Below are 21,802 nucleotides of genomic sequence, written 5' to 3' on the forward strand. Positions count from 1 at the left end.
GAGGAGTGTGGACCTTGAGACATGGTTTTGTAAAGGTGGCGGCAGCCACCCCGGACATCCGTGTGGCGGATGTGGCGTATAACAAAGAGCAGATCTGCCGTCTCATCGATGAGACGACAGCGGAGGGAGCCAAGATCGTGGTGTTTCCCGAGCTGGTCCTCACCGGCTACACCTGCGGGGATCTCTTTACCCAGGATGTGCTCCTCGGGGAGGTAAGAAGAGCCATCAAAGAGGTGTCAGCGGCCACGAGGGAGAAGGATGCCCTCATCTTTGTGGGCATGCCCCTGGCAGTGGAGGGGGAGCTCTACAATGTGGCGGCGGCCCTGAACAGGGGGAGGATCCTGGGATTTACCACCAAGACCTTTCTGCCCAACTACGGAGAATTCTACGAGATGCGCCAGTTCCGGGAGGGGCCGGAGGACGTGCGGTACATCCCGTTTGAGGGGGAGAAGATCCTCTTTGGCCCCCGGATCCTCTTTGAGGCAGATGCCATGCCGGACCTGATCGTGTCGGCGGAGATCTGTGAGGACGTCTGGTCTCCGGTGCCGCCCAGCATTGACGCGGCCAGAGAGGGGGCCACGGTCATTGTCAACTGCTCCGCCAGCGACGAGACTATCGGCAAGGCGGCCTACAGGAAGAGTCTCATCGAGGGACAGTCGGCCCGGCTCATGGCGGCCTACATTTACGCCAACGCCGGGGAGGGAGAGTCCACCACAGATCTTGTCTTTGGCGGCCACAACATCATCTCCGAGAACGGTACCACCCTGGCGGAGGGAGAGCGGTTCAGAAACGGCGTCATCTACGCCCAGATCGACGTAAAGCGGCTGATCAGCGAGCGGAGGAAGAACACCACCTTCAAGACAGCCCGGGACCGCCATCTTCTGAGAGTTCCCTTCCATGTGGAGATGACCCGGACGCAGCTTTCCAGAAGGTTTCCCTCCCGTCCCTTTGTGCCGGACGCCAAGGAGGAGAGGGACAGAAGATGCGAGGAGATCCTCACTATCCAGGCTATGGGGCTGAAGAAGCGCCTGGCCCACACCCACGCGAAGAGTGCGGTGGTGGGCATCTCCGGAGGCCTGGACTCCACCCTGGCCCTCCTTGTGACAGCCCGGGCCTTTGACAGGCTGGGCATGGACCGGGGACAGATCATCGCTGTCACTATGCCCTGCTTCGGCACCACAGACAGGACCTACAACAACGCCTGCCAGATGGCGCTGAAGCTGGGGGCCAAGCTCCGGGAGGTGCGGATCGCCGACTCGGTTGCCAGCCATTTCAGGGATATCGGCCACGACATGGAGGATCACAGCGTCACCTACGAGAACTCCCAGGCCAGAGAGCGGACCCAGGTGCTCATGGACATCTCCAACCAGACAGGGGGCCTTGTGGTGGGCACAGGGGATATGTCTGAGCTGGCTCTTGGCTGGGCTACCTACAACGGGGACCACATGTCCATGTACGGAGTCAATGCCTCCGTGCCAAAGACGCTGGTGCGGCATCTGGTGCGCTACTGCGCGGACACGGAGAAGGATCAGGAGCTTAAGGCTGTGCTCTACGACGTGCTGGACACGCCGGTGAGCCCGGAGCTCCTTCCTCCCAAGGACGGACAGATCGCCCAGAAGACGGAGGATCTGGTGGGGCCCTACGAGCTTCATGATTTCTATCTGTACTATTTCCTCCGCTTCGGGTACGAGCCCTCCAAGATCTACCGCATCGCCAAGGAGGCTTTCGCGGGCGAGTACGATGAGGAGACCATCTACAAATGGCTGCGCACCTTCTGCTGGAGATTTTTCAGCCAGCAGTTCAAGCGGTCCTGTCTTCCCGACGGCCCCAAGGTGGGTACGGTGGCCCTCTCGCCCAGAGGGGACTGGCGGATGCCCAGCGACGCCTGCGTGGATGTGTGGATCCGTGACCTGGAAAAAGAGGCGAAAGGAGATGGGGTACAATGACAGTGGAAGAAATGACAGCGGTGGATCAGCGGGAGGTTGACAGGAGAGTGCGGCGCTGCCGCTTAAGGCAGTGGCTGGGATGGGCTGCCTACGCTCTGGTAGCTATCCATCTTCTCTGGATGATTTTGAGCAGCAATTTTCCCGTCCGGCTCTGGGTGAGTGGATATAAATGGGATATGCTGCAAATCTGCATGATCATCACACACTTTGCGGTGCTCTTTATCCTGGCTCTTGTAGCGAAGACCGGGACCACCTGGATCTACGGGGCGCTCCAGAAGGAGTGCGACCCCTTCCTCTTTGAGGCCTGCGTCTACCACATGGGCTTTATGGGAAATGAGAACCTGAAGCGGCTGAACCTGGCCATTGCCCAGTACTACCAGGGGAATTTCCAGCAGGCCATGGACACCATCATGCACACGGATCCCTCTTCCTTCAAGAAGACCAACCGGCTGAATTACTATGCCCTAAAAAGCGGCCTCTGCTTCCGCTTTGGCATGGGGGACAAGGTAAGGGAGCTGGAAAACGAGTTCCAGAGAAGAATCAGCGGCAAGCAGGACACAAAGAACATGCGGCTCCTCTGCGCCATGAACAATCTGAAGCGGGCCCGGGCGAACAAAGACTATGAGTCCGCCTGGCGCTTCTACCAGGAGTGGCTCCACCTGTCCGACCCGGTAAGCCAGCAGCTCTGGTCAAAGGTGGGAAGAGCCTGGCAGCAGGCGGTTCTGGAGCAGGACTGCGGGAACGAGGCGGGGGCACGGGCGGCCTTTGCCTATGTGGAGAAGTACGGGAACCGCCTGATGTTCGTGAAGGACGCGGCCCGTTTCCTGCACCCCCAGGAGACGGCTGCGGATAAAACAGAGAGCGAAGGAGTGAAACGCGATGGAGGAACTGAAGCTTAGGGAGAAAGCGGCGGAGAATTTTAATAAGATCTACAACTGCTGTCAGTCTGTGGCCTGCACGGTCTGTGAGAGATACGGGGTGAGCCAGGAGGATATGTTCCGCATGACAGAGGGGTTCGGGTCCGGCATCGGCGGGTTGAAGGACACCTGCGGAGCGGTCGTGGGGATGTTCCTCATCATCAGCCTGGCGAACAGCGCCGGGGACATGGAGGATCCCACCCGGACAAAGCTGGATACATATGCTAAATTCCAGGAGGCGGCAGAGATCTTTAAGGAGAGGAGAGGGTCGCTGTACTGCCGGGACCTGAAGACCCAGGACGGTCCCCAGCCCCTTCCCTGCTGCATGGCCTGCGTGGAGGACGCGGCCCAGATTTTGGAAGAGCTTCTGAAAAAATGGGACATTCTGTCATAAAATAGAAAACAGGCGCATATATATGATCACAGGAGGAAATCAGATCATGGGAACAGAAAGAGAAATGAAAGCTGTCGTATGCCTGCACCACATTGCCACCTTTATGTCTGTGGCAGCCGGCGGATGGGCAGTCATAAAAGGAACGGGAAGCAAAGTGAAGGATGCGCTGGCAGGGATATTCCTGGCAGTCCAGCTCTTTGCCCTTCTCAAGGTCATTCTGGAGACGGCGGGGAAGAGGGAGGAGACGCTGGGGGACCAGGTCGGGCGGCTGCGGGCGCAGATTGAGAAGACCAGGGGCGGCCGGGCGGCCGCGGAGGCCTGCACAGCGCTGATGCTTCTTTTGTCTCTTCTCTTTAAGATCGGTGTTCCCCTCTGCCTTCTGGAGAGGAAGAAATGCTAAGAGAGCGTCTGGAAGGCCAGGCCCGGCTTGTCTGGAAAAGCTTCCTTAACGCCCTCCCTGTGATCTGCTTTTACCTGTTTTTGTTCTGCACGGTTTTGCTTTTGTTCGGGACACAGTACATCATGGTGGTGTCCCTCGTGACAGTGCTCTTCCAGACCAATTACCGGAAGAGAAGGTCCTGGGGGAGTCTTGCCCGGGCGGCGGCAAGCCAGCTGGGCCTCAGTCTGCTGGCCTGGATCGCCACCTGGTCCTTTCCGCTGTCTGCAGGGCTCAACCTGATCGTGCCCTTTGCCCTTGTGTTCCTGAAGGCCACCCGGTTCAACCGGATGGGCTATTTTTCCGGGCTCATGACCTTTACCTTTCTGCAGCTCCTGCCAGTGGACCTGGCGGGATTTTTTGTGCAGACAGAGGCCATGCTGTATTCCCTGGCCTGCTTTTTCCTGTTGGTGAAGCTGTACCAGTGCCGGTATCCCCAGGAAAAGAGCTACAGAAGAGAGCAGGAGGGTCTGTCTGTCCTGGCAGATTGCCTGCGCCGGCAGCTCCGGGGAGAGGAGAAATCCCCGGAGAGCCTTGGGGATCTCTATGAGCTGCAGCAGCTCCAGTACCAGGAGACCTACGCCAAGCGGGGCGTCAGGGAGGTGGCTACCCGGGAGGGGAAGATCTCCTACATGTTCGCCCTCCTGTTCCAGCGGGCCTCCTACTTTGTGGGCAGCAGGTACGCCCCGGCCATGCTGGAGCAAAAGGGAGCCGCCGAACTGGTGGAAAAGACAGCCGTCTATCTGGAGAGGGCAGCATCCACAGCCTTCTGGGAAAAGACGGCGAGAACGGCGTTGGAGGAGGCGGGAGAGGCATTGCTTCTGGAAGCAGGGGCAGGGGAGGACGAGATCCATATCTCGGTTCAGAATTTTCTCCAGCCCTTCCTCATCATCCTCCGGAAATTTGACGAGGGAGAGAGGGAGGAGGCAGGGGCTTCCTGGCCCATGCCAAGGCACCAGCGGCCTTTGGGGAAGCTGCTGTACCAGATGCGGCCGGACGGCTTTGAGATGCGGTTTGCCCTGCGGATGAGCGCGGTTTTGACCCTCAGCTTTCTCTTTGTGCACATAAGCGGCGCCGACCACGCCTACTGGCTGCCCCTCAACGCCTTTCTGCTCCTGCGGCCCATGTACGAGGACAGCCGCTATCGCATGCTGACCCGGTTTCTGGGAACTGCGGGAGGCTGCGTCATCATGAGCCTGCTCTTTCCTGTCATGCCCGGAATGGCAGGACATTTTGTCCTGGCGGCACTCATGGTCATCTGCATGTACACCGCCACGCCGGGAACCTGCGTGCACGCGGTCTGTGTGACTTGCTTTGCCCTCTCCATGGTGACCCTGGCCATGGGGGAGGAGACAGCTGTGGAGCTTCGGATGATCTATGTGATGGGGGCTGTCGCCCTTGTCCTTGTGATCAACCGGTTTTTCTTCCCCACCAGCATGGGGCAGCAGTTCCGATACAATCTCACCGTGGTCTTCCATATGCACCACATGTACCTTAGGATGCTGGAGAGGGCTCTGGAGCGGCCCACGGATTACGGGACTATCTGCGATGCCCAGGTGGAGTACCATCTGGTTCACGGACAGATGATGGAGTATCTGGACAAGAGGCGGGGACAGCCCTGGGAGACCTACCGGGAGCTTCTTAAGATATCCTGGGAGATGGTGGCGGAGATGGAGCAGATTCTGCTCTTTGTCAATTCCGGACACTTGAGCGAGGGGGAGGATGAAGAGATGGAAAACTATATTTCCCACGCCCAGTATGTGCTGGTGCAGATCCAGAGGCTGCTGGGTCTGCGGGGCGAAAAGACGCTGCCGGAGGTGAGAAGGGTCAGCTACAGCCGGGCGGATGCCGGGCAGCAGGAGCTGTCCTATTTTCTGACAGCCTACTCAAGCCATGTCTCCAGGATGTACCGGCTTGCGCTGGAACACAGATCCGATATTTAAGCCTTTCGTTGTGCCAGCAGCTCTTCAAATTCCGGACCGCCGCGGAGAAATGCGTACTCCTCATCGTTTGCCAGCTCATCGGTGATCGCCTGGGTCAGCTTGCCTGAAAAGAATGTGGAACTGCCGGCATCTGTATGACGATATAAGGGGCAATCCTGCGGAGCCCATTCCTGCTTCATGGCAGGCAGCATTTTTTGGAGGACAGACAGGCTCCTGTCCTTATCTTTTCTTGCGAGGGCGAGTTGCAAATGGGCATTGTAGCGCATCCACTCCGGAAGACAGAACCAGCGGGTAAGGGACTCGTACCTATCAGCGAAAAAGTCCGCGTCCTTTTCCCGGTTTTCCAGTAACGCGATTTCCAGCATGTTTAGTAAAGCGGTCTGTATCCCGGTCACGCCGTTAAGCACCCGGCGCTCCCAGATTTTTTCCGCCTCCTGGTATCGTTTCTGCTGCTGGCAGAGGATGGCGGATTGCTCCTCTCTATCTATTGAGGAAAATGGCAGTGCGTTTATCAGCGCCTCTGCCTCTGCAAAATCTCCCCGGTTACGGGCATAGGAGATCAGCATACTGGTTGCGGTATCCTTTATTTCCGGATTTTCACTTGCAGACAGACGCCTGTAAAATGCTTCAAATGTCTCCCGGTATTGCGGGGCTTCAGGTGCGTTGTAGAGAACAAGCGCTCCCTCCAGATAGAGAGTGACCGAATAGATCAGCTTTTCACAGGTGGGGTATTCCTGTATTTTGCGGATCGCTTTCTGGAAAGCGGCATCATAGTCCTGCTCCCGGACCGTCTGGTCGACTTCGTCAACAAAATCTTCAATCTCAATATCTGTCAGATCGTTATGGAAGGACAGCAGGGTGTTCAGGTCGGTCTTGAGCAGACGCGCCAGCGCCGGCAGGAGGGTGATGTCAGGGTAGGTGCTGCCTTTTTCCCACTTGCTTACAGCCGGCGTGGAAACGCCCAGATAATCTGCAATCTGCTCCTGTGTCAGGGACAGCTCCTTTCGCTTTTCCCGAATGACCTGGTTAATCTTCATGGCGGACCTCCTTTGCGTTTATGCCCTTATGATAGCAGAGCGGGTTTTACAGGACAATAGAGCTGTCGTTAAATTGCTGACTGAAAAAATGAACCGGAAGTTAAAAAACGGGTAAATTCAAATTCGGAGCGTTTAGAATAATCGAGAAAAATTGCGAAAGAGATAACCAGCGCATATGCTGAGATTGGTTTGAAAGGGGGAGGGGAGTGATGAAAGATATGATAAAGAATAGTGGAAGAGAATGGCAGGTATTGGCCAATCATTTGAATTGATGATTGGCCAATACCTGCTTCTTTTGATATTTGTACGGCTGCGGTAACGGCGTTACCGCCTGCCAGGAAGATTTACAGCTTGATGTTCTTGAACAGGTCGCCCAGGCTTGTGCCGATGTTCTCGGACTTGGGGATCTCCACCTTGATGTCTTCCTCCTCGTCCTTCTCCTCCAGAGCCTTCATGCTGAGGCTGATCTTGCCGTCCTTGAGGCCGATGATCTTCACAGTCACCTCATCGCCCACAGAGAGAACGTCCTTGGGGGATTTCACCCGCTTTCTGCTGATCTGGGACACGTGTACAAGTCCGGAGAGTCCGTCCTCCAGACGGACGAAAGCGCCGTAGGTCTGCAGGCTCTCCACCTTGCCCTTCACAACGCTGCCCACCTTCACGTTAGCGATCTTCTCCTCCATGGCCTTTTTCTCCTTCTCCCGGAGGATCTCTCTTGCGGACAGGATAAGGCGGTTCTCAGCCTGGTTGACTTCGATGACCCGGACCTCGATGTCCTTTAAAAGATATGTCTCCAGATCCTCGATATAGGATAAGGATAACCTGGATGCGGGGATAAATCCGCGCAGGCCTTCCACCATGGCGATGGCGCCTCCGTTCACGATCCCCTCCACCTTTACCGGAAGGGTAGTCTTGTTCTCCATGTAGCGCTGTACCACGTTCCACGGATTGGCATCGTCAAGATGCTCCTCGTAGTCAGCCATTGTCTCTTCCGGTTTGTTTTCCTCTTGTAATAATTCTTCGCTCATTTTGTTAGTCCTTTCTCATAACCGTATTTATGTGTTTCCACATACTAGTAACAGTATATCACGAAAAGGGGACTTTGTTCAAAGAAAAAAGCAAAGTATCCGGGAATTTTTAGTTGACTGGAAGTGGAAAAAATGGCAAGCTTATTTTACAGATCAAAAATTTGGAAAAGATACAAGCAGGGAGTTGAAGATATGAGAAAAGTTTATGTTGTAGGGCACAAAAATCCGGACACGGATTCCATCTGCTCTGCCATTGCATATGCCGGGCTGAAGAAGGAAGTCACGGGGAAGGAGTTTGTGGCAAAGCGGGCTGGCCAGATCAATGAGGAGACACAGTACGTGCTGCGCAGGTTCAAGGTGGACGCTCCGAGGCTTCTCCAGGATGTGAAGCTCCAGGTGAAGGACCTGGACATCCACAAGATCACCGGGGTGGCCCCGGGCGTGTCCATCAAGGAGGCGTGGGAGCTGATGAAAACCCAGTCTGTCAAGACCCTTCCGGTGCTGAAGGACGGGGAGCTGGTGGGGCTGATCTCCACCGGGGACATCGCGAAATCCTACATGGACGTGTACGACAACACCATCCTGGCAAAGGCCAGGACCCAGTACCGCAATATTGTGCGCACCCTGGACGGGGAGATCGTCACAGGAAATGAGCACGGCTGTTTTGTGAAGGGAAAAGTGGCTGTGGGGGCTTCCACCACGGACAGAATGGCCGAGTTCATAGAGAAGGACGACCTGGTGATCCTGGGAAACAGGTACGAGTCCCAGGCCTGCGCTGTGGACATCAACGCCAGCTGTCTGGTAGTCTGCCATGGGGCGGAGATCTCCGAGGAGCTGATCCAGAAGGCGGAGGAGCAGAGCATCGTGGTCATCAAGACGCCTCACGACACCTTTACCGCGGCAAGGCTCATTAACCAGAGCATCCCGGTGAAGTATTTCATGAGCAAGGGCCCCCTGACCGTGTTCCACATGGACGACTATGTGGACAACATCAAGGAGGAGATGACGAAGAAAAAATTCCGCGATTTCCCCATTCTGGACCGGCACGGCAACTTCAAGGGCTTTATCTCCAGGCGGCGCTTCCTGGACGCCAGGAAGAAGCAGGTCATCCTTGTGGATCACAACGAGAAGTCCCAGGCTGTGGACGGCATCGAGGAGGCGGACATCCTGGAGATCATCGACCATCACAGGATCGGGAGCATTGAGACCATGGGGCCGGTGTTCTTCCGCAACCAGCCTGTGGGCTGCACGGCCACCATCGTCACCCAGATGTACGAGGAGTACGGCGTGGAGATCCCGCCGACGACGGCAGGGCTCCTCTGCGCGGCCATCATCTCGGACACCCTCCTTTTCCGCTCCCCCACCTGTACCGAGATGGACAGAAGGACCGCAAATAAGCTGGCCGAAACGGCGGGGGTCGTCCTGGAGGATCTGGCCGCGGAGATGTTCAACGCAGGCAGCAACCTGAAGGGCAAGAGCGCAAAGGAAATCTGCTTCCAGGACTTCAAGCAGTTCACAGTGGGCGACACAGTGTTCGGCGTGGGGCAGATCAACTCCATGAGCAGCGATGAGCTGGAGGATATCAGGGAGAAGCTGCTCCCCTATCTGGATCAGGCCCGGGAGGAGCACAAGCTGAACATGGTCTACTTCATGCTCACCCATATCCTTCACGAGTCCACAGAGCTTCTCTGCTCCGGGGCAGGGGCGCGGGAGACTGTGCTGGAGGCCTTTGAGCTGCCGGAGGATATGGACCCTGTCCTCCTGAAGGGAGTCGTGTCCAGAAAGAAGCAGCTCATCCCGGCGCTGGTGAGCGCGCTGCAGCAGTAAGGAGGAGAGAGGTATGGCAAAAGAGATATGGAAACCGGGCAATATGCTCTATCCCCTGCCCGCAGTGATGGCAAGCTGCGGGGACCAGGAGGGAAGGACCAATATCATCACTGTGGCCTGGACGGGAACGGTCTGCACTAACCCTGCCATGGTCTACATCTCTGTCCGGCCCCAGAGGTACAGCTATGACATCATCCGTAGGAGCGGAGAATTTGTCATCAACCTGACCACAGAAAAGCTGCTCCGGGCGGCGGACTGGTGCGGCGTCAGATCCGGCAGGGACGTGGATAAATGGAAGGAGATGCACCTGACGCCGGGAAAGGCCGCTAAGCTTGCCTTTGCCCCGGTCATAGAGGAGTCCCCTGTCAACATCGAGTGCCGGGTGACGGAGGTGAAGGAGCTGGGGAGCCACCACATGTTCCTGGCCCGGGTGGAGGCTGTGCAGGCGGACACAGCCTACATGGACGAGGCCGGACGGTTTCATCTGAATGACGCAGGTCTTGTAGCCTACTCCCACGGGGAGTATATGGAGCTTGGAAAGAAGCGGGGCAGCTTTGGCTACAGCGTGAAGAAGAAAAAGCGCAGGTAGGCCAGGCAGAGGGCGAAGACGGTGGCCTGGCTGGCCAGCAGCCCCCACAGATACCCCTGGATGCCGAAGAGGGGAATGAGGAGGAACACACTGCCGATGCGAAGGAGGAGCCCCGTCACATTTACGGCAAAGGAAATATTGGTTTTCCCCAGGCCGTTCAGGATGCCAAGGAGGCACCCGTTTGTGTAGAGAAAGGGGCACATCCAGGCCAGGGTGATGATGAAGTGTCCCGCGGCGGCGCTGTGAAAGAGGAGCCTGCCTATGAAATTTCCCGTCACTACAAGGGCCAGGCAGAAGAGGAGCCCCAGGGAAAAGCAGCAGAAGAAGACCTTCTTTATGACTCGCTTCATAGCCGGGACATCCCCGGTGACCTGGATCTCCGCCACTGTGGGCAGCAGCATAGTGGCGATGGAGTTTGTCATGGCGGAGGGAAAGAGGACGCAGGGGAGGGCCATGCCCGTCAGGACGCCGTAGGTGCTTAAGGACTCCCCGGCGCTAAGGCCGAAGGCCTGAAGCTTTACAGGGATGGAGACGGCCTCCACGCTCTGCAGGATATTGAGGAGCACACGGCTGCCGGTGAGAGGGACTGCCAGGGAGAGGATCTCCCCCAGTCCCTTTTTGTATGCCCCAAGGGGCAGGCGCCCCGGGGAGGCCATGTCCCCGGCTTTGCACAGATTTCCCAGGCAGTACAGGGCGGCGGCCGCCTCCCCGGCCACGATGCCGGCGGCTGCCAGGGCGATCCCGGTGTGGACGGAGCGGTCCATGAAAAACCAGTACAGAAAGACCACAGCCCCTACCCGCACGGTCTGTTCAAGGAGCTGGGACAGGGCGGGGAGCTTTGTGCGCTTCTGGCCGATATAGTAGCCGTAGATGCAGCTGTGCATCACCGAGAAGGGGAGGGCCAGGGAGAGAATTACAAGGAGAGGGGCGCACCGGGGCTCACCCAGAAAGCGGCAGGAGAGGTAGTCCGCCTCCTTCTGGATGAAGAGCATGAGGGCAAAGGCAAGGAGGAGGGACAGGGTGAAGCCGCTGTACAGAGCGGCCTTTGTGCGGCCCGGATCCTTCAGGGAGCGGCTGGCGGCGGTGCTGCGGGCGATGGCTGTCTCTATGCCGGCGGCGCAGAAGGAGAAACAGAGGGCGTAGATCGGGAAGGCCAGCTGGTAGAGGCCCACGCTCTCCTCCCCGAAGGCGCGGCTTAAAAAGATCCGGTAAAAAAAGCCCATCAGGCGGGTGACGACTCCGGCCAGGGTCAGGACAAAGGCCCCCTTTATGATCGTATTTTTCTGTATCATGGCAGACTCCGGAACATTTTTATTACAGCATATTCAGAAAAATGGGAGTATATGCGGACGTCCGGATGCAAAAAATGAGGAAAGGTGCTTGACAGACAGACAGGCCGGTGCTATCCTACTAACAGGAATTCCAAGTAAAATACTAGGAATTAAAAAGGAGGGTGAGGACAATGAAGCTATCCACAAAAGGGAGGTACGGCCTGGGGGCTATTGTGGATCTGGCCAGGTTCAGTGAGAGCGAACCGGTCTCCATCAGCAGCATCTCCTCCCGGGAGGACATCTCCGAGGGATATCTGGAGCAGCTCATGGCTCTCCTGAAAAAAGCCGGTCTCGTAAAGAGCATCCGGGGAGCCGCGGGGGGATACGTGCTGGCCCGCCCGGCCGGACAGATCTCCGTGGGGGATGTGCTCAGGGCCCTGGAGGGAAAGCTGGAGCCCGCCGAGTGCGCGGCCTACCACCCGGATGAGGGCTGCCAGGCAGCGGACAGCTGTGTCACCAAGTACGTGTGGAAGAAGATCAACGACAGCATCAACGACACGGTCAACGGGATCATGCTGGATACCCTGGCAGAAAAGAGCAGACAGCTGCGGCCTGAGGAAGAGGAGAAAGAAAAGGCCTGCAGCCGGAGATAGACCTGGAAAAAGAGAACAAAAAACAAAATGAAATACAAGGCAGGAGGATACAAGATGGACAGACTGATTTATCTGGATAACGCGGCGACAACAAAGACAGCCCCTGAGGTAGTGGAGGCCATGCTCCCCTATTTCAGCGAAAACTACGGAAATCCGTCCAGCGTCTACAGCTTTGCTTCAAAGAACAAGGACGCGGTGACAGGGCAGAGGGAGATCATCGCCCGGGCGCTGGGAGCAAAGACCAATGAGATCTATTTCACAGCAGGCGGCACGGAGAGCGACAACTGGGCCCTGAAGGCAACAGCCGAGGCCTACGCCTCAAAGGGAAAACACCTCATTACCACAAAGATCGAGCACCATGCCATCCTTCACACAGGAGAGTACCTGGAGGGGAGAGGCTTTGAGGTGACCTATCTGGACGTGGATGAGAACGGCCTTGTGAGGCCGGAGGAGGTGGAGGCGGCCATCCGTCCGGACACCATCCTCATCTCCGTCATGTTCGCTAACAATGAGATCGGCACCATCGAGCCTATCAAAGAGATCGGCCGGATCGCCCATGAGCACGGAGTCCTTTTCCACACAGACGCGGTGCAGGCCTTCGGGCAGGTGCCCATCGACGTGGACGAGCTTGGCATTGACATGCTCAGCGCCAGCGGCCACAAGCTGAACGGGCCGAAGGGGATCGGCTTCCTCTACATCCGCAAGGGCGTGAAGATCCGCTCCTTTATTCACGGCGGCGCACAGGAGAGAAAGCGCCGGGCAGGCACAGAGAATGTACCCGGCATCATCGGCCTTGGCAAGGCGGTGGAGAGAGCCGTTGCCACCATGACAGAGAGGTCCGCAAAGGAGATCGAGCTTCGGGACTACCTTATCGGTCGGGTGCTGGAGGAAATTCCCTATTGCCGTCTCAACGGAGACCCGGTGGACAGACTGCCCAACAACGCCAACTTCAGCTTTGAGTTCATTGAGGGAGAGTCCCTTCTCATCATGCTGGACATGAAGGGCATCTGCGCTTCCAGCGGCTCGGCCTGCACATCAGGCTCCCTGGATCCCTCCCACGTGCTGCTGGCCATCGGCCTGCCCCACGAGATCGCTCACGGCTCCCTGCGCCTGACGCTTGGCGAGGAGACCACAAGGGAGGATATTGACTACGTGGTGGACAGCCTGAAGGAGATCGTGGCCCGGCTGCGGGAGATGTCTCCTCTCTACGAGGATTTTGTAAAGAAGAACAGCCTGTAAAAACAGAAGAACAGCCGCCCGGCGGGGCGGCATATTAAGGAGGAATAAACATGTACACAGAAAAGGTAATGGATCATTTTCAGCATCCCAGGAATATGGGAGAGATAGAGAACGCCAGCGGCGTGGGAACAGTGGGAAATGCAAAGTGCGGGGACATCATGAGGATTTATCTGGACATTGACGAGAACCAGATCATCCGGGACGTGAAGTTCAAGACCTTTGGCTGTGGTGCCGCGGTGGCCACCAGCAGCATGGCCACAGAGCTGGTGAAGGGCAAGAACATAAAGGAGGCCATGGAGGTCACCAACAAGGCGGTGATGGAGGCCCTGGACGGACTTCCGCCGGTGAAGGTACACTGCTCGCTTCTGGCAGAGGAGGCCATCCATGCGGCTCTCTGGGATTACGCCCAGAAGAACGGCATCAAGATCGAGGGACTGGAAAAGCCCAAGTCTGACATCCACGAGGGCGAGGAAGAGGAAGAAGAGGAGTATTGATCCGGAAGGATAAAGACAATGGAGAAGAAGAAGGTTGTGGTCGGCATGTCCGGGGGAGTGGACTCCTCCGTGGCGGCCTGGCTTTTAAAAGAACAGGGATATGACGTGATCGGCGTGACCATGCAGATCTGGCAGGACGAGGAGGAGGCAGTCCAGGAGGAGAACGGGGGCTGCTGCGGCTTAAGCGCCGTGGACGATGCCAGGAGGGTGGCCGCAAGACTTGAGATCCCCTACTATGTGATGAATTTTAAGGATCAGTTCCGGCGCAGCGTCATCGACTATTTTGTGGGCGAGTACGTTTGCGGCAGGACCCCCAACCCCTGTATTGCGTGCAACCGGTACGTGAAGTGGGAGTCCCTCTTAAAGAGGAGCCTGGATATCGGGGCGGACTATATTGCCACCGGACACTATGCCCGGGTGGAGCAGCTGCCGGGGGGCCGTTGGTCCCTTCGGACCTCCGCCACAGCCAGGAAGGATCAGACCTACGCCCTCTACAATCTCACCCAGGAGCAGCTTGCGAGGACGCTGATGCCGGTGGGGGCCTACGCGAAGGAGGAGATCCGGCAGATGGCCCTTAATCTGCAGCTTCCCGTGGCATCCAAGCCGGACAGCCAGGATATCTGCTTTGTGCCTGACGGGGACTACGCCTCCTTTATCGAGAGAACCGTCTGTCACAAGTTCCCGGAGGGGAATTTTGTTCTCTCGGACGGGACAGTGGTAGGGAGGCACAAAGGCATCATACACTATACTGTGGGGCAGAGGAAAGGGCTGGGACTGGCTCTTGGACGCCCGGTCTTTGTGCTGGAGATCCGCCCCGACACCAACGAGGTGGTGGTGGGCACGGGCGAGGAGTCCATGTCCAGGTACGTGACGGCGGATCACATCAACTTTATGTCCGTTTCCGACCTGCCGGAGCCCAGGCGGCTTTTCGCCAAGATCCGGTACAATCACAGGGGAGCCTGGTGCCAGGTGGAGAAGACAGGCGACGACCAGATCCTGTGCACCTTTGACGAGCCTGTGCGGGCCATCACGCCGGGACAGGCGGTGGTTCTCTACGACGGGGAGTACGTCCTCGGAGGAGGGACTATCACAGGCAGCAGGCCCTAGCCCGGCCTGGCCTGGGGCGGGGATAACAGGCAAAATAAGAAGGAAAGAAGGGTAAGATAATGAGGGCAGACGTACACATGCACACATCCTTTTCCCACGACTCAGAGGCGGAGCCAAGGGAGATGATCGAGGGGGCCATCGCCAAGGGCCTGGAGGTCATCTGTTTTACCGATCACTACGACAAGGACTACATGGGCTGGGGGGACGAGAGCATCTTTGACGCGGACGACTATTTCCGGACCCTGCGTCCGCTTCAGGAGGAGTACAGAGGAAGGATCGACATCCGTATCGGTGTGGAGCTGGGCATGCAGCCTCATCTGGGCGGATTTTTTACAGAGTTTACCAGGAAATATCCCTTTGATTTTGTCATTGGCTCCCTCCATGTGGTGGACGGGGACGACCCGGCGCTGGGAACTGTGTTTGAGGGACGCACCGATGAGGAGGTGTACAGAAGCGCCTTCCGGGAAATGCTGGAGGATATAAAAAATACGCCGGACTTTGACGTGCTGGGCCACATCGACTACGTGGTGCGCTACGGGAAGAACGGCGCGGCGGACTACTCTTACCAGAAATACGCCGACGAGATCGACGCCATTCTGCGGGCGGTCATCGAGCGGGGAAAGGGCATTGAACTGAACATGGCCGGGCTCAAGTACGGCCTTCCCTTTGCCCATCCCCATCCGGACATCCTGCGGCGCTACCGGGAGCTGGGAGGCGAGATCATCACCGTGGGGGCCGACGGACACAGGCCGGAGCACATTGCCTGGGATTTTGAAAAGGCGGATGACATTTTAAAGTCCTGCGGTTTTCGGTATTACACTGAATTTAAGGGGAGAAAGCCTGTTTTCAAACTCCTTACATAAAATTGGAAAATGCTCTTGAATTTTTGTATGAGATTTAGTACAATTGGTAGTGGTTGAGAGTTCTTTAACAAAGTTGAAGGACGACAAGAGCTGTGAAACAGTAAATAGACTTTAGGAGGAATGTAATCATGGCAGTAAAAGTAGCAATCAACGGATTTGGACGTATCGGACGTCTTGCTTTCAGACAGATGTTTGGAGCTGAGGGATATGAGGTAGTTGCCATCAACGACCTGACAAGCCCGAAAATGTTAGCTCACCTGTTAAAATACGATTCTTCTCAGGGCAAATACGCTCTGGCTGATAAGGTAGAGGCTACAGAGGATTCCATCATCGTAGATGGAAAGGAAATCAAAATCTATGCAAAGGCTAACGCAGAGGAGCTTCCCTGGGGCGAGATCGGCGTAGATGTTGTCCTGGAGTGTACAGGCTTCTATACATCCAAAGAGAAAGCTTCTGCTCACATCAAAGCAGGCGCTAGAAAGGTTGTTATTTCCGCACCAGCAGGAAACGATCTGCCGACTATCGTATATAACGTTAACCATGAGACACTGAAGCCGGAGGATACAGTTATCTCTGCCGCTTCCTGTACAACAAACTGCCTTGCACCTATGGCAAAGGCTCTGAACGACTGCGCACCGATCAAATCCGGTATCATGTGCACAATCCACGCTTACACAGGCGATCAGATGACACTGGACGGACCGCAGAGAAAAGGCGATCTGAGAAGATCACGTGCCGCTGCATGCAACATCGTTCCCAACAGCACAGGAGCTGCTAAGGCTATCGGCCTTGTTATCCCTGAGCTGAACGGCAAGCTGATCGGTTCCGCACAGCGTGTTCCGACTCCGACAGGATCCACAACAATCCTGACAGCAGTTGTTGAGGGCAATGTGACAGTTGATCAGATCAACGCTGCAATGAAGGCTGCTTCCAACGAGTCCTTCGGATACAACACAGATGAGATCGTATCCAGCGATATCGTAGGAATGAGATATGGTTCTCTGTTCGATGCAACACAGACAATGGTTCTGCCGCTTGACAACGGAACAACAGAGGTTCAGGTTGTTTCCTGGTATGACAATGAGAACTCATACACAAGCCAGATGGTAAGAACAATCAAATACTTCGCAGAATTAGCATAATTCAGACTCACGAAAGGGTCCGGTCTTCAGTGGACCGGACCCTTTTTTATGAGATGCCCTGCCGGGAGGGAGAAGGCCCGCCTGGCATGAGCGTGACCAACATTTATAAGGTTCATAAGGAGGCAGTAGCATGCTTAACAAAAAATCAGTAGACGATATCAATGTAAAAGGAAAAAGAGTCCTTGTGAGATGCGATTTCAACGTACCTCTCATTGACGGAAAGATCACAGATGAGAACCGTCTTGTTGCGGCTCTTCCCACCATCAAGAAGCTGATCGCTGACGGGGGGAAGGTAATCCTCTGCTCTCATCTTGGAAAGCCAAAGGGAAAACCCGTGCCGGAGCTCTCTTTAGCGCCTGTTGCGAAGCGCCTTTCCGAGCTGCTCGGACAGGAAGTGAAATTCGCCGCCGATCCTGAGGTGGTAGGACCTAACGCAAGAGCCGCTGTGGAGGCTATGAAGGACGGAGATGTGATCCTCCTCGAGAATACGCGTTACAGAGCGGAGGAGACAAAGAACGAGGACGCCTTCTCCAAGGACCTGGCTTCCCTTTGCGACGTGTTTGTAAACGATGCCTTTGGAACAGCTCACAGAGCGCACTGCTCCAACGTGGGCGTGACAAAATATGTGGACACAGCGGTTGTTGGATATCTGATGCAGAAAGAGATCGATTTCCTCGGCAATGCGGTCAACAATCCGACAAGACCTTTCGTAGCCATCCTTGGAGGAGCAAAGGTTTCCAGCAAGATCTCCGTGATTGAGAACCTGCTTGACAAGGTGGACACATTGATCATCGGCGGTGGCATGGCCTACACATTCGCAAAATCCCAGGGAGGAAAGATCGGTACATCCCTCTGCGAGGATGATTACCTTGACTATGCTTCCAACATGCTGAAGAAGGCCAAGGAGAAGGGCGTGAAGCTGCTTCTTCCCGTAGACAACAGGATCGGAGATGAGTTCTCCAACGATGCCAACATCAGGATTGTGCCCACAGGGGAGATCCCGGACGGATGGGAAGGCATGGACATCGGACCGGAGACAGAGAAGATCTTTGCTGACGCTGTGAAGGATGCAAAGACAGTTGTCTGGAACGGACCTATGGGATGCTTTGAGATGCCTAACTTTGCACACGGCACAGAGGCAGTGGCAAAGGCGCTTGCTGAGACAGATGCAGTGACCATCATCGGCGGCGGCGACTCCGCAGCGGCTGTAAACCAGCTCGGCTACGGCGACAAGATGACACACATCTCCACAGGCGGCGGCGCTTCCCTCGAGTTCCTGGAGGGCAAAGAGCTCCCAGGCGTAGCCGCTGCTAACGATAAGTAAGCACTTAATGAGCCCAAGTCCGAAGGACGCCGGGCGAATTCTAGTGCGCACTTAGTTCACCGCACTTAGCGAGGACAAGCCCCGCAGGGGCGAAGTCCGAGCTTAGTAAGGTGAACATCCCACCCCCCTTAATGAGCCCAAGTCCGGAGGACGCCGGGCGAATTCTAGTGCGCACTTAGTAAGGTGACCACCCCACTAAAAATTTAAAAGAAATAAAGAAAAGAGTGAAAATAACAATGGCAAGAAGAAAAATTATTGCAGGTAACTGGAAAATGAACAAGACTCCCAGCGAGGCTGTTGCTCTGGTAGAGGAGCTGAAGCCACTGGTAGCCACAGAGGACGCGGACGTTGTCTTCTGCGTGCCGGCTATCGACATTATTCCTGTTGTAGAGGCTTGCAAGGGAACAAACATCCAGGTTGGCGCTGAGAACATGTACTTTGAAGAGAGCGGAGCCTACACAGGCGAGATCTCCCCGGCCATGCTCACAGACGCAGGCGTGAAATACGTTGTTCTCGGACATTCCGAGAGAAGAGATTACTTCGGCGAGACAAACGAAGATGTAAACAAGAAGGTGCTGAAGGCATTTGAGCACGGCATCACACCGATCATGTGCTGCGGCGAGACTCTGGAGCAGAGAGAGCAGGGCGTGACTATGGACTTCATCCGCCAGCAGGTAAAGGTTGGCTTCCAGAACGTGACAGCTGACCAGGCAAAGACAGCAGTCATCGCCTACGAGCCTATCTGGGCGATCGGAACAGGCAAGACAGCCACAACAGAGCAGGCAGAGGAAGTGTGTGCAGGCATCCGGGCATGTATCGCTGAGATCTACGACGAGGCCACAGCAGAGGCCATCCGTATCCAGTACGGCGGATCTGTCAACGCCGGCAACGCGGCTGAGCTGTTTGCCCAGGCTGACATCGACGGCGGACTTGTGGGCGGCGCTTCTCTGAAAGCTGACTTCGGCAAGATCGTAAACTACAAATAAAACATGAGGTTGACCCGCAGGGGACTTGAAATACCAGGCCCTGCGGGATTTTGGTTCTATACATGCAAAAGAAAGCAGCCCCTGGGCAGCTTTCGGAAGAGCTAAGGAGGCTGGATATGATACTGGAAACTGTAAAACTGAAGGAGGAGGGTTCCCTTCCGGACGCCCATGTGGTGTTCTACATCCTGGATACGCCGGGAGAAAAGCTCTTCATACAGAAAAGGCCTCTTGTGATCCTCTGTCCAGGCGGGGGATATGAGAGGACCAGCTTCCGGGAGGGGGAGCCCATTGCCATGTATTTCCTGGGAAAGGGATACCATGTGGCGATCCTGCGGTACTCCACGGCCCCGGCTGTGTTCCCGGCAGCGCTTCTGGAGCTTGGAAGGACCATGTCTCTGATCCATGAAAACGCGGAAAACTGGAAGGTGGACGAGAAGCAGATCTTTGTCCAGGGCTGCTCGGCGGGAGGGCATCTGGCCGGCTGTCTGGGCGTCATTTGGCAGGAGTCCTTTCTGGCGGAGCAGCTCCACGTAAAGGCGGAGCTCTTAAGACCTGCCGGTCTTCTTCTCTGTTACCCCGTCATCTCTTCAAAAGAGGGGGTGGCCCACCAGGGGAGCTTCCGGGCTCTTCTTGGGGAAGCCTGTGAGGAGAAGAAGGACAGCCTTTCCCTGGAGGAGAGGGTGACAGAGCATATGCCGCCCTGTTTCCTGTGGCACACCTTTGCGGACGCCACCGTGCCGGTGGAGAATTCTCTTCTGATGGCCGGGGCCCTTCACCGCTTCGGGGTGAGAACGGAGCTCCACATTTTCCAGGAGGGGATACACGGGCTGGGAGCGGCGGACGAGCTCTCCAGAAGGCCTGACGGCAGCGGAGTCCAGGAGGAGTGCCAGTGCTGGACGGAGCTGGCATACCGCTGGATGGAAGGCATCCGGCGTCAGGATCAGAAATGATAAACTAAAACAAGAGGAAAGTAGGGAGATTGAAAATGAGTAAGAGACCAACAGTGCTTATGATTTTAGACGGCTATGGCCTGAGAGATAAAGTGGAAGGAAACGCGGTGGCAGAGGGAAAGACTCCTGTCATGGACAAGCTGATGGCTGAGTGCCCCTTTGTGAAGGGAAATGCCAGCGGTATGGCCGTCGGACTTCCCGAGGGACAGATGGGAAACTCTGAGGTAGGGCATCTGAATATGGGAGCCGGCCGCATCGTTTACCAGGATCTGACAAAGATCACAAAGGCCATCCAGGACGGCGATTTCTTTGAGAACAAGGCGCTTCTTTGCGCCTGCGAGAATGTGAAGAAAAATGGCTCCGCGCTCCACCTGATGGGCCTTGTGTCCGACGGAGGCGTGCACAGCCACAACACTCACATCTACGGACTTCTGGAGCTGGCAAAGCGTCAGGGCATTGAGAAGGTGTACGTACACTGCTTCCTGGACGGCCGTGACACGCCGCCGGAGTCCGGAAAGGGCTACGTGGAGGAGCTGGAGGCAAAGATGAAGGAGATCGGCGTCGGAGAGGTAGCCACTGTCATGGGACGCTACTATGCCATGGACAGGGACAACCGCTGGGATCGTGTGGAGAAGGCATACAGAGCCCTCGTATACGGTGAGGGCGAGCAGGCCGTATCCGGGCCCGAGGGCATCCAGACATCCTATGACAAGGAGACCACAGACGAGTTCGTTCTGCCCACTGTCATCGTGAAGAATGGAGCTCCCACAGCCACAGTAAAGGATGGCGACTCCATTATCTTCTTCAACTTCCGCCCGGACCGCGCAAGGGAGATCACAAGGACCTTCTGCGATGACGAGTTCACAGGCTTTGACAGAGGAGAGCGCGTAAAGACCACATTCGTGTGCTTCACCGACTATGATGTGACGATCCAGAACAAGCTGGTGGCCTTTGTGAAGGAGGAGATCACCAACACCTTTGGAGAGTTCCTGGCTGCCAACGGACTGAAGCAGGCCCGCATCGCCGAGACAGAGAAGTACGCTCACGTGACCTTCTTCTTTAACGGCGGCGTGGAGGAGCCAAACGAGGGCGAGGACCGCATCCTTGTGAAATCCCCGAAGGTGGCTACCTATGACCTGAAGCCGGAGATGAGCGCCTACGAGGTGTGCGACAAGCTGGTGGAGGCCATCAAGTCCGGCAAATACGATGTCATCATCATCAACTTTGCCAACCTGGATATGGTGGGCCACACAGGTGTTGAGGCGGCTGCCATCAAGGCCATCGAGGCTGTGGACGAGTGCGTGGGCAGGGCCGTGGATGCCATCAAAGAGGTGGATGGCCAGATGTTCATCTGCGCGGATCACGGAAACGCGGAGCAGCTCATCGACGAGGAGACAGGAGAGCCCTTCACAGCTCACACTACCAATCCGGTTCCTTTCATCCTTGTCAACGCAGATCCCTCCTACAAGCTGAGAGAGGGCGGCTGCCTGGCAGATATCGCTCCCACACTGATCGAGCTGATGGGAATGGAACAGCCAAAAGAGATGACAGGAAAGTCTCTGATCGTAAAATAGAGAACAGCATGACAACAATAAAGAAAGTGAAAATCCCCGGCAGAAAGCTCTGCCGGGGATTTTATTATTTATCTGTATTTTT

General features: G+C 56.2%; 20 protein-coding genes. 17 read left to right on the forward strand and 3 right to left on the reverse strand.

Annotated elements, in window-relative coordinates; translation table 11 throughout:
- Window positions 1–14 precede the first annotated feature (14 nt).
- Genes NI21_RS0102040 through NI21_RS0102060 form a run of 5 tightly spaced genes read left to right on the forward strand, consistent with a single transcriptional unit; the run spans window position 15 to window position 5,636 of the window.
- Complete coding sequence (locus tag NI21_RS0102040) at window positions 15–1,946, forward strand: NAD(+) synthase (protein ID WP_033124571.1); 1,932 nt, start codon at window positions 15–17, stop codon at window positions 1,944–1,946.
- Window positions 1,943–2,845, forward strand: coding sequence for a hypothetical protein (locus NI21_RS0102045; protein ID WP_033124572.1), 903 nt, complete (start codon window positions 1,943–1,945; stop codon window positions 2,843–2,845). The genes NI21_RS0102040 and NI21_RS0102045 overlap by 4 nt, the downstream gene beginning before the upstream one ends.
- Window positions 2,826–3,257 carry a C-GCAxxG-C-C family protein gene (locus NI21_RS0102050; RefSeq protein WP_033124573.1) on the forward strand — a complete coding sequence of 144 codons (432 nt, stop codon included), beginning with the start codon at window positions 2,826–2,828 and terminating at the stop codon, window positions 3,255–3,257. The genes NI21_RS0102045 and NI21_RS0102050 overlap by 20 nt, the downstream gene beginning before the upstream one ends.
- Before the next feature lie 46 nt (window positions 3,258–3,303).
- On the forward strand, window positions 3,304–3,657 hold the full coding sequence (locus NI21_RS0102055; RefSeq protein WP_147581154.1) for a hypothetical protein: 354 nt from the start codon (window positions 3,304–3,306) through the stop codon (window positions 3,655–3,657).
- Window positions 3,651–5,636: an FUSC family protein gene (locus tag NI21_RS0102060; RefSeq protein WP_052083800.1), complete on the forward strand. Its 1,986-nt coding sequence runs from the start codon at window positions 3,651–3,653 to the stop codon at window positions 5,634–5,636. The genes NI21_RS0102055 and NI21_RS0102060 overlap by 7 nt, the downstream gene beginning before the upstream one ends.
- Here the strand turns inward: NI21_RS0102060 and NI21_RS0102065 are convergent.
- Window positions 5,633–6,673, reverse strand: coding sequence for a helix-turn-helix domain-containing protein (locus NI21_RS0102065; protein ID WP_033124575.1), 1,041 nt, complete (start codon window positions 6,671–6,673; stop codon window positions 5,633–5,635). The two genes, NI21_RS0102060 and NI21_RS0102065, sit on opposite strands and share 4 nt — an antisense overlap.
- A gap of 344 nt (window positions 6,674–7,017) precedes the next feature.
- The gene (locus NI21_RS0102070; protein ID WP_033124576.1) at window positions 7,018–7,701 is read right to left on the reverse strand and encodes a S1 RNA-binding domain-containing protein; all 684 of its coding nucleotides are present in this window, start codon (window positions 7,699–7,701) and stop codon (window positions 7,018–7,020) included.
- A gap of 192 nt (window positions 7,702–7,893) precedes the next feature.
- Between NI21_RS0102070 and NI21_RS0102075 the strand changes: the two genes are divergently transcribed.
- On the forward strand, window positions 7,894–9,528 hold the full coding sequence (locus NI21_RS0102075; protein ID WP_033124577.1) for a putative manganese-dependent inorganic diphosphatase: 1,635 nt from the start codon (window positions 7,894–7,896) through the stop codon (window positions 9,526–9,528).
- Window positions 9,529–9,541: 13 nt separating this feature from the next.
- Entirely contained in the window at window positions 9,542–10,117 is a 576-nt protein-coding gene (locus NI21_RS0102080) for a flavin reductase family protein (protein ID WP_033124578.1), read from the forward strand.
- On the opposite strand, the gene NI21_RS0102085 is transcribed toward NI21_RS0102080, so the two are convergent.
- A complete protein-coding gene (locus tag NI21_RS0102085) occupies window positions 10,087–11,409 on the reverse strand; it encodes a polysaccharide biosynthesis protein (RefSeq protein ID WP_033124579.1) in 1,323 nt (440 codons plus the stop codon). The genes NI21_RS0102080 and NI21_RS0102085 overlap by 31 nt on opposite strands.
- 170 nt (window positions 11,410–11,579) lie before the next feature.
- On the opposite strand from NI21_RS0102085, the gene NI21_RS0102090 reads away from it, so the two are divergent.
- The 10 genes from NI21_RS0102090 (at window position 11,580) to gpmI (ending at window position 21,720) form a co-directional block, all read left to right on the forward strand.
- The gene (locus NI21_RS0102090) at window positions 11,580–12,041 is read left to right on the forward strand and encodes an Rrf2 family transcriptional regulator (RefSeq protein ID WP_033124580.1); all 462 of its coding nucleotides are present in this window, start codon (window positions 11,580–11,582) and stop codon (window positions 12,039–12,041) included.
- Between the two features lie 54 nt (window positions 12,042–12,095).
- Entirely contained in the window at window positions 12,096–13,280 is a 1,185-nt protein-coding gene (gene nifS, locus NI21_RS0102095) for a cysteine desulfurase NifS (RefSeq protein ID WP_033124642.1), read from the forward strand.
- Window positions 13,281–13,330: 50 nt separating this feature from the next.
- On the forward strand, window positions 13,331–13,774 hold the full coding sequence (gene nifU / locus NI21_RS0102100; protein WP_033124581.1) for a Fe-S cluster assembly scaffold protein NifU: 444 nt from the start codon (window positions 13,331–13,333) through the stop codon (window positions 13,772–13,774).
- An 18-nt stretch (window positions 13,775–13,792) separates the two neighbouring features.
- Complete coding sequence (mnmA, locus tag NI21_RS0102105) at window positions 13,793–14,881, forward strand: tRNA 2-thiouridine(34) synthase MnmA (protein WP_033124582.1); 1,089 nt, start codon at window positions 13,793–13,795, stop codon at window positions 14,879–14,881.
- A 59-nt stretch (window positions 14,882–14,940) separates the two neighbouring features.
- Window positions 14,941–15,744, forward strand: coding sequence for a histidinol-phosphatase HisJ family protein (locus NI21_RS0102110; protein ID WP_033124583.1), 804 nt, complete (start codon window positions 14,941–14,943; stop codon window positions 15,742–15,744).
- Window positions 15,745–15,872: 128 nt separating this feature from the next.
- Window positions 15,873–16,886, forward strand: coding sequence for a type I glyceraldehyde-3-phosphate dehydrogenase (gene gap, locus NI21_RS0102115; protein WP_033124584.1), 1,014 nt, complete (start codon window positions 15,873–15,875; stop codon window positions 16,884–16,886).
- 130 nt (window positions 16,887–17,016) lie between these two features.
- On the forward strand, window positions 17,017–18,210 hold the full coding sequence (gene pgk / locus NI21_RS0102120; protein ID WP_033124585.1) for a phosphoglycerate kinase: 1,194 nt from the start codon (window positions 17,017–17,019) through the stop codon (window positions 18,208–18,210).
- A 236-nt stretch (window positions 18,211–18,446) separates the two neighbouring features.
- Window positions 18,447–19,196 (forward strand): triose-phosphate isomerase, encoded by a 750-nt coding sequence (gene tpiA, locus NI21_RS0102125; RefSeq protein ID WP_033124586.1) that lies wholly within the window; start codon window positions 18,447–18,449, stop codon window positions 19,194–19,196.
- A 116-nt stretch (window positions 19,197–19,312) separates the two neighbouring features.
- Window positions 19,313–20,146, forward strand: coding sequence for an alpha/beta hydrolase (locus NI21_RS0102130; RefSeq protein WP_033124587.1), 834 nt, complete (start codon window positions 19,313–19,315; stop codon window positions 20,144–20,146).
- Window positions 20,147–20,181: 35 nt separating this feature from the next.
- Window positions 20,182–21,720, forward strand: a complete 1,539-nt coding sequence (gene gpmI, locus NI21_RS0102135; RefSeq protein WP_033124588.1) for a 2,3-bisphosphoglycerate-independent phosphoglycerate mutase — start codon at window positions 20,182–20,184, stop codon at window positions 21,718–21,720.
- Window positions 21,721–21,802: the final 82 nt, after the last annotated feature.

The organism is Eubacterium sp. ER2, from assembly GCF_000765215.1.
In the GTDB taxonomy this organism is placed as follows: domain Bacteria; phylum Bacillota; class Clostridia; order Lachnospirales; family Lachnospiraceae; genus Claveliimonas; species Claveliimonas intestinigallinarum.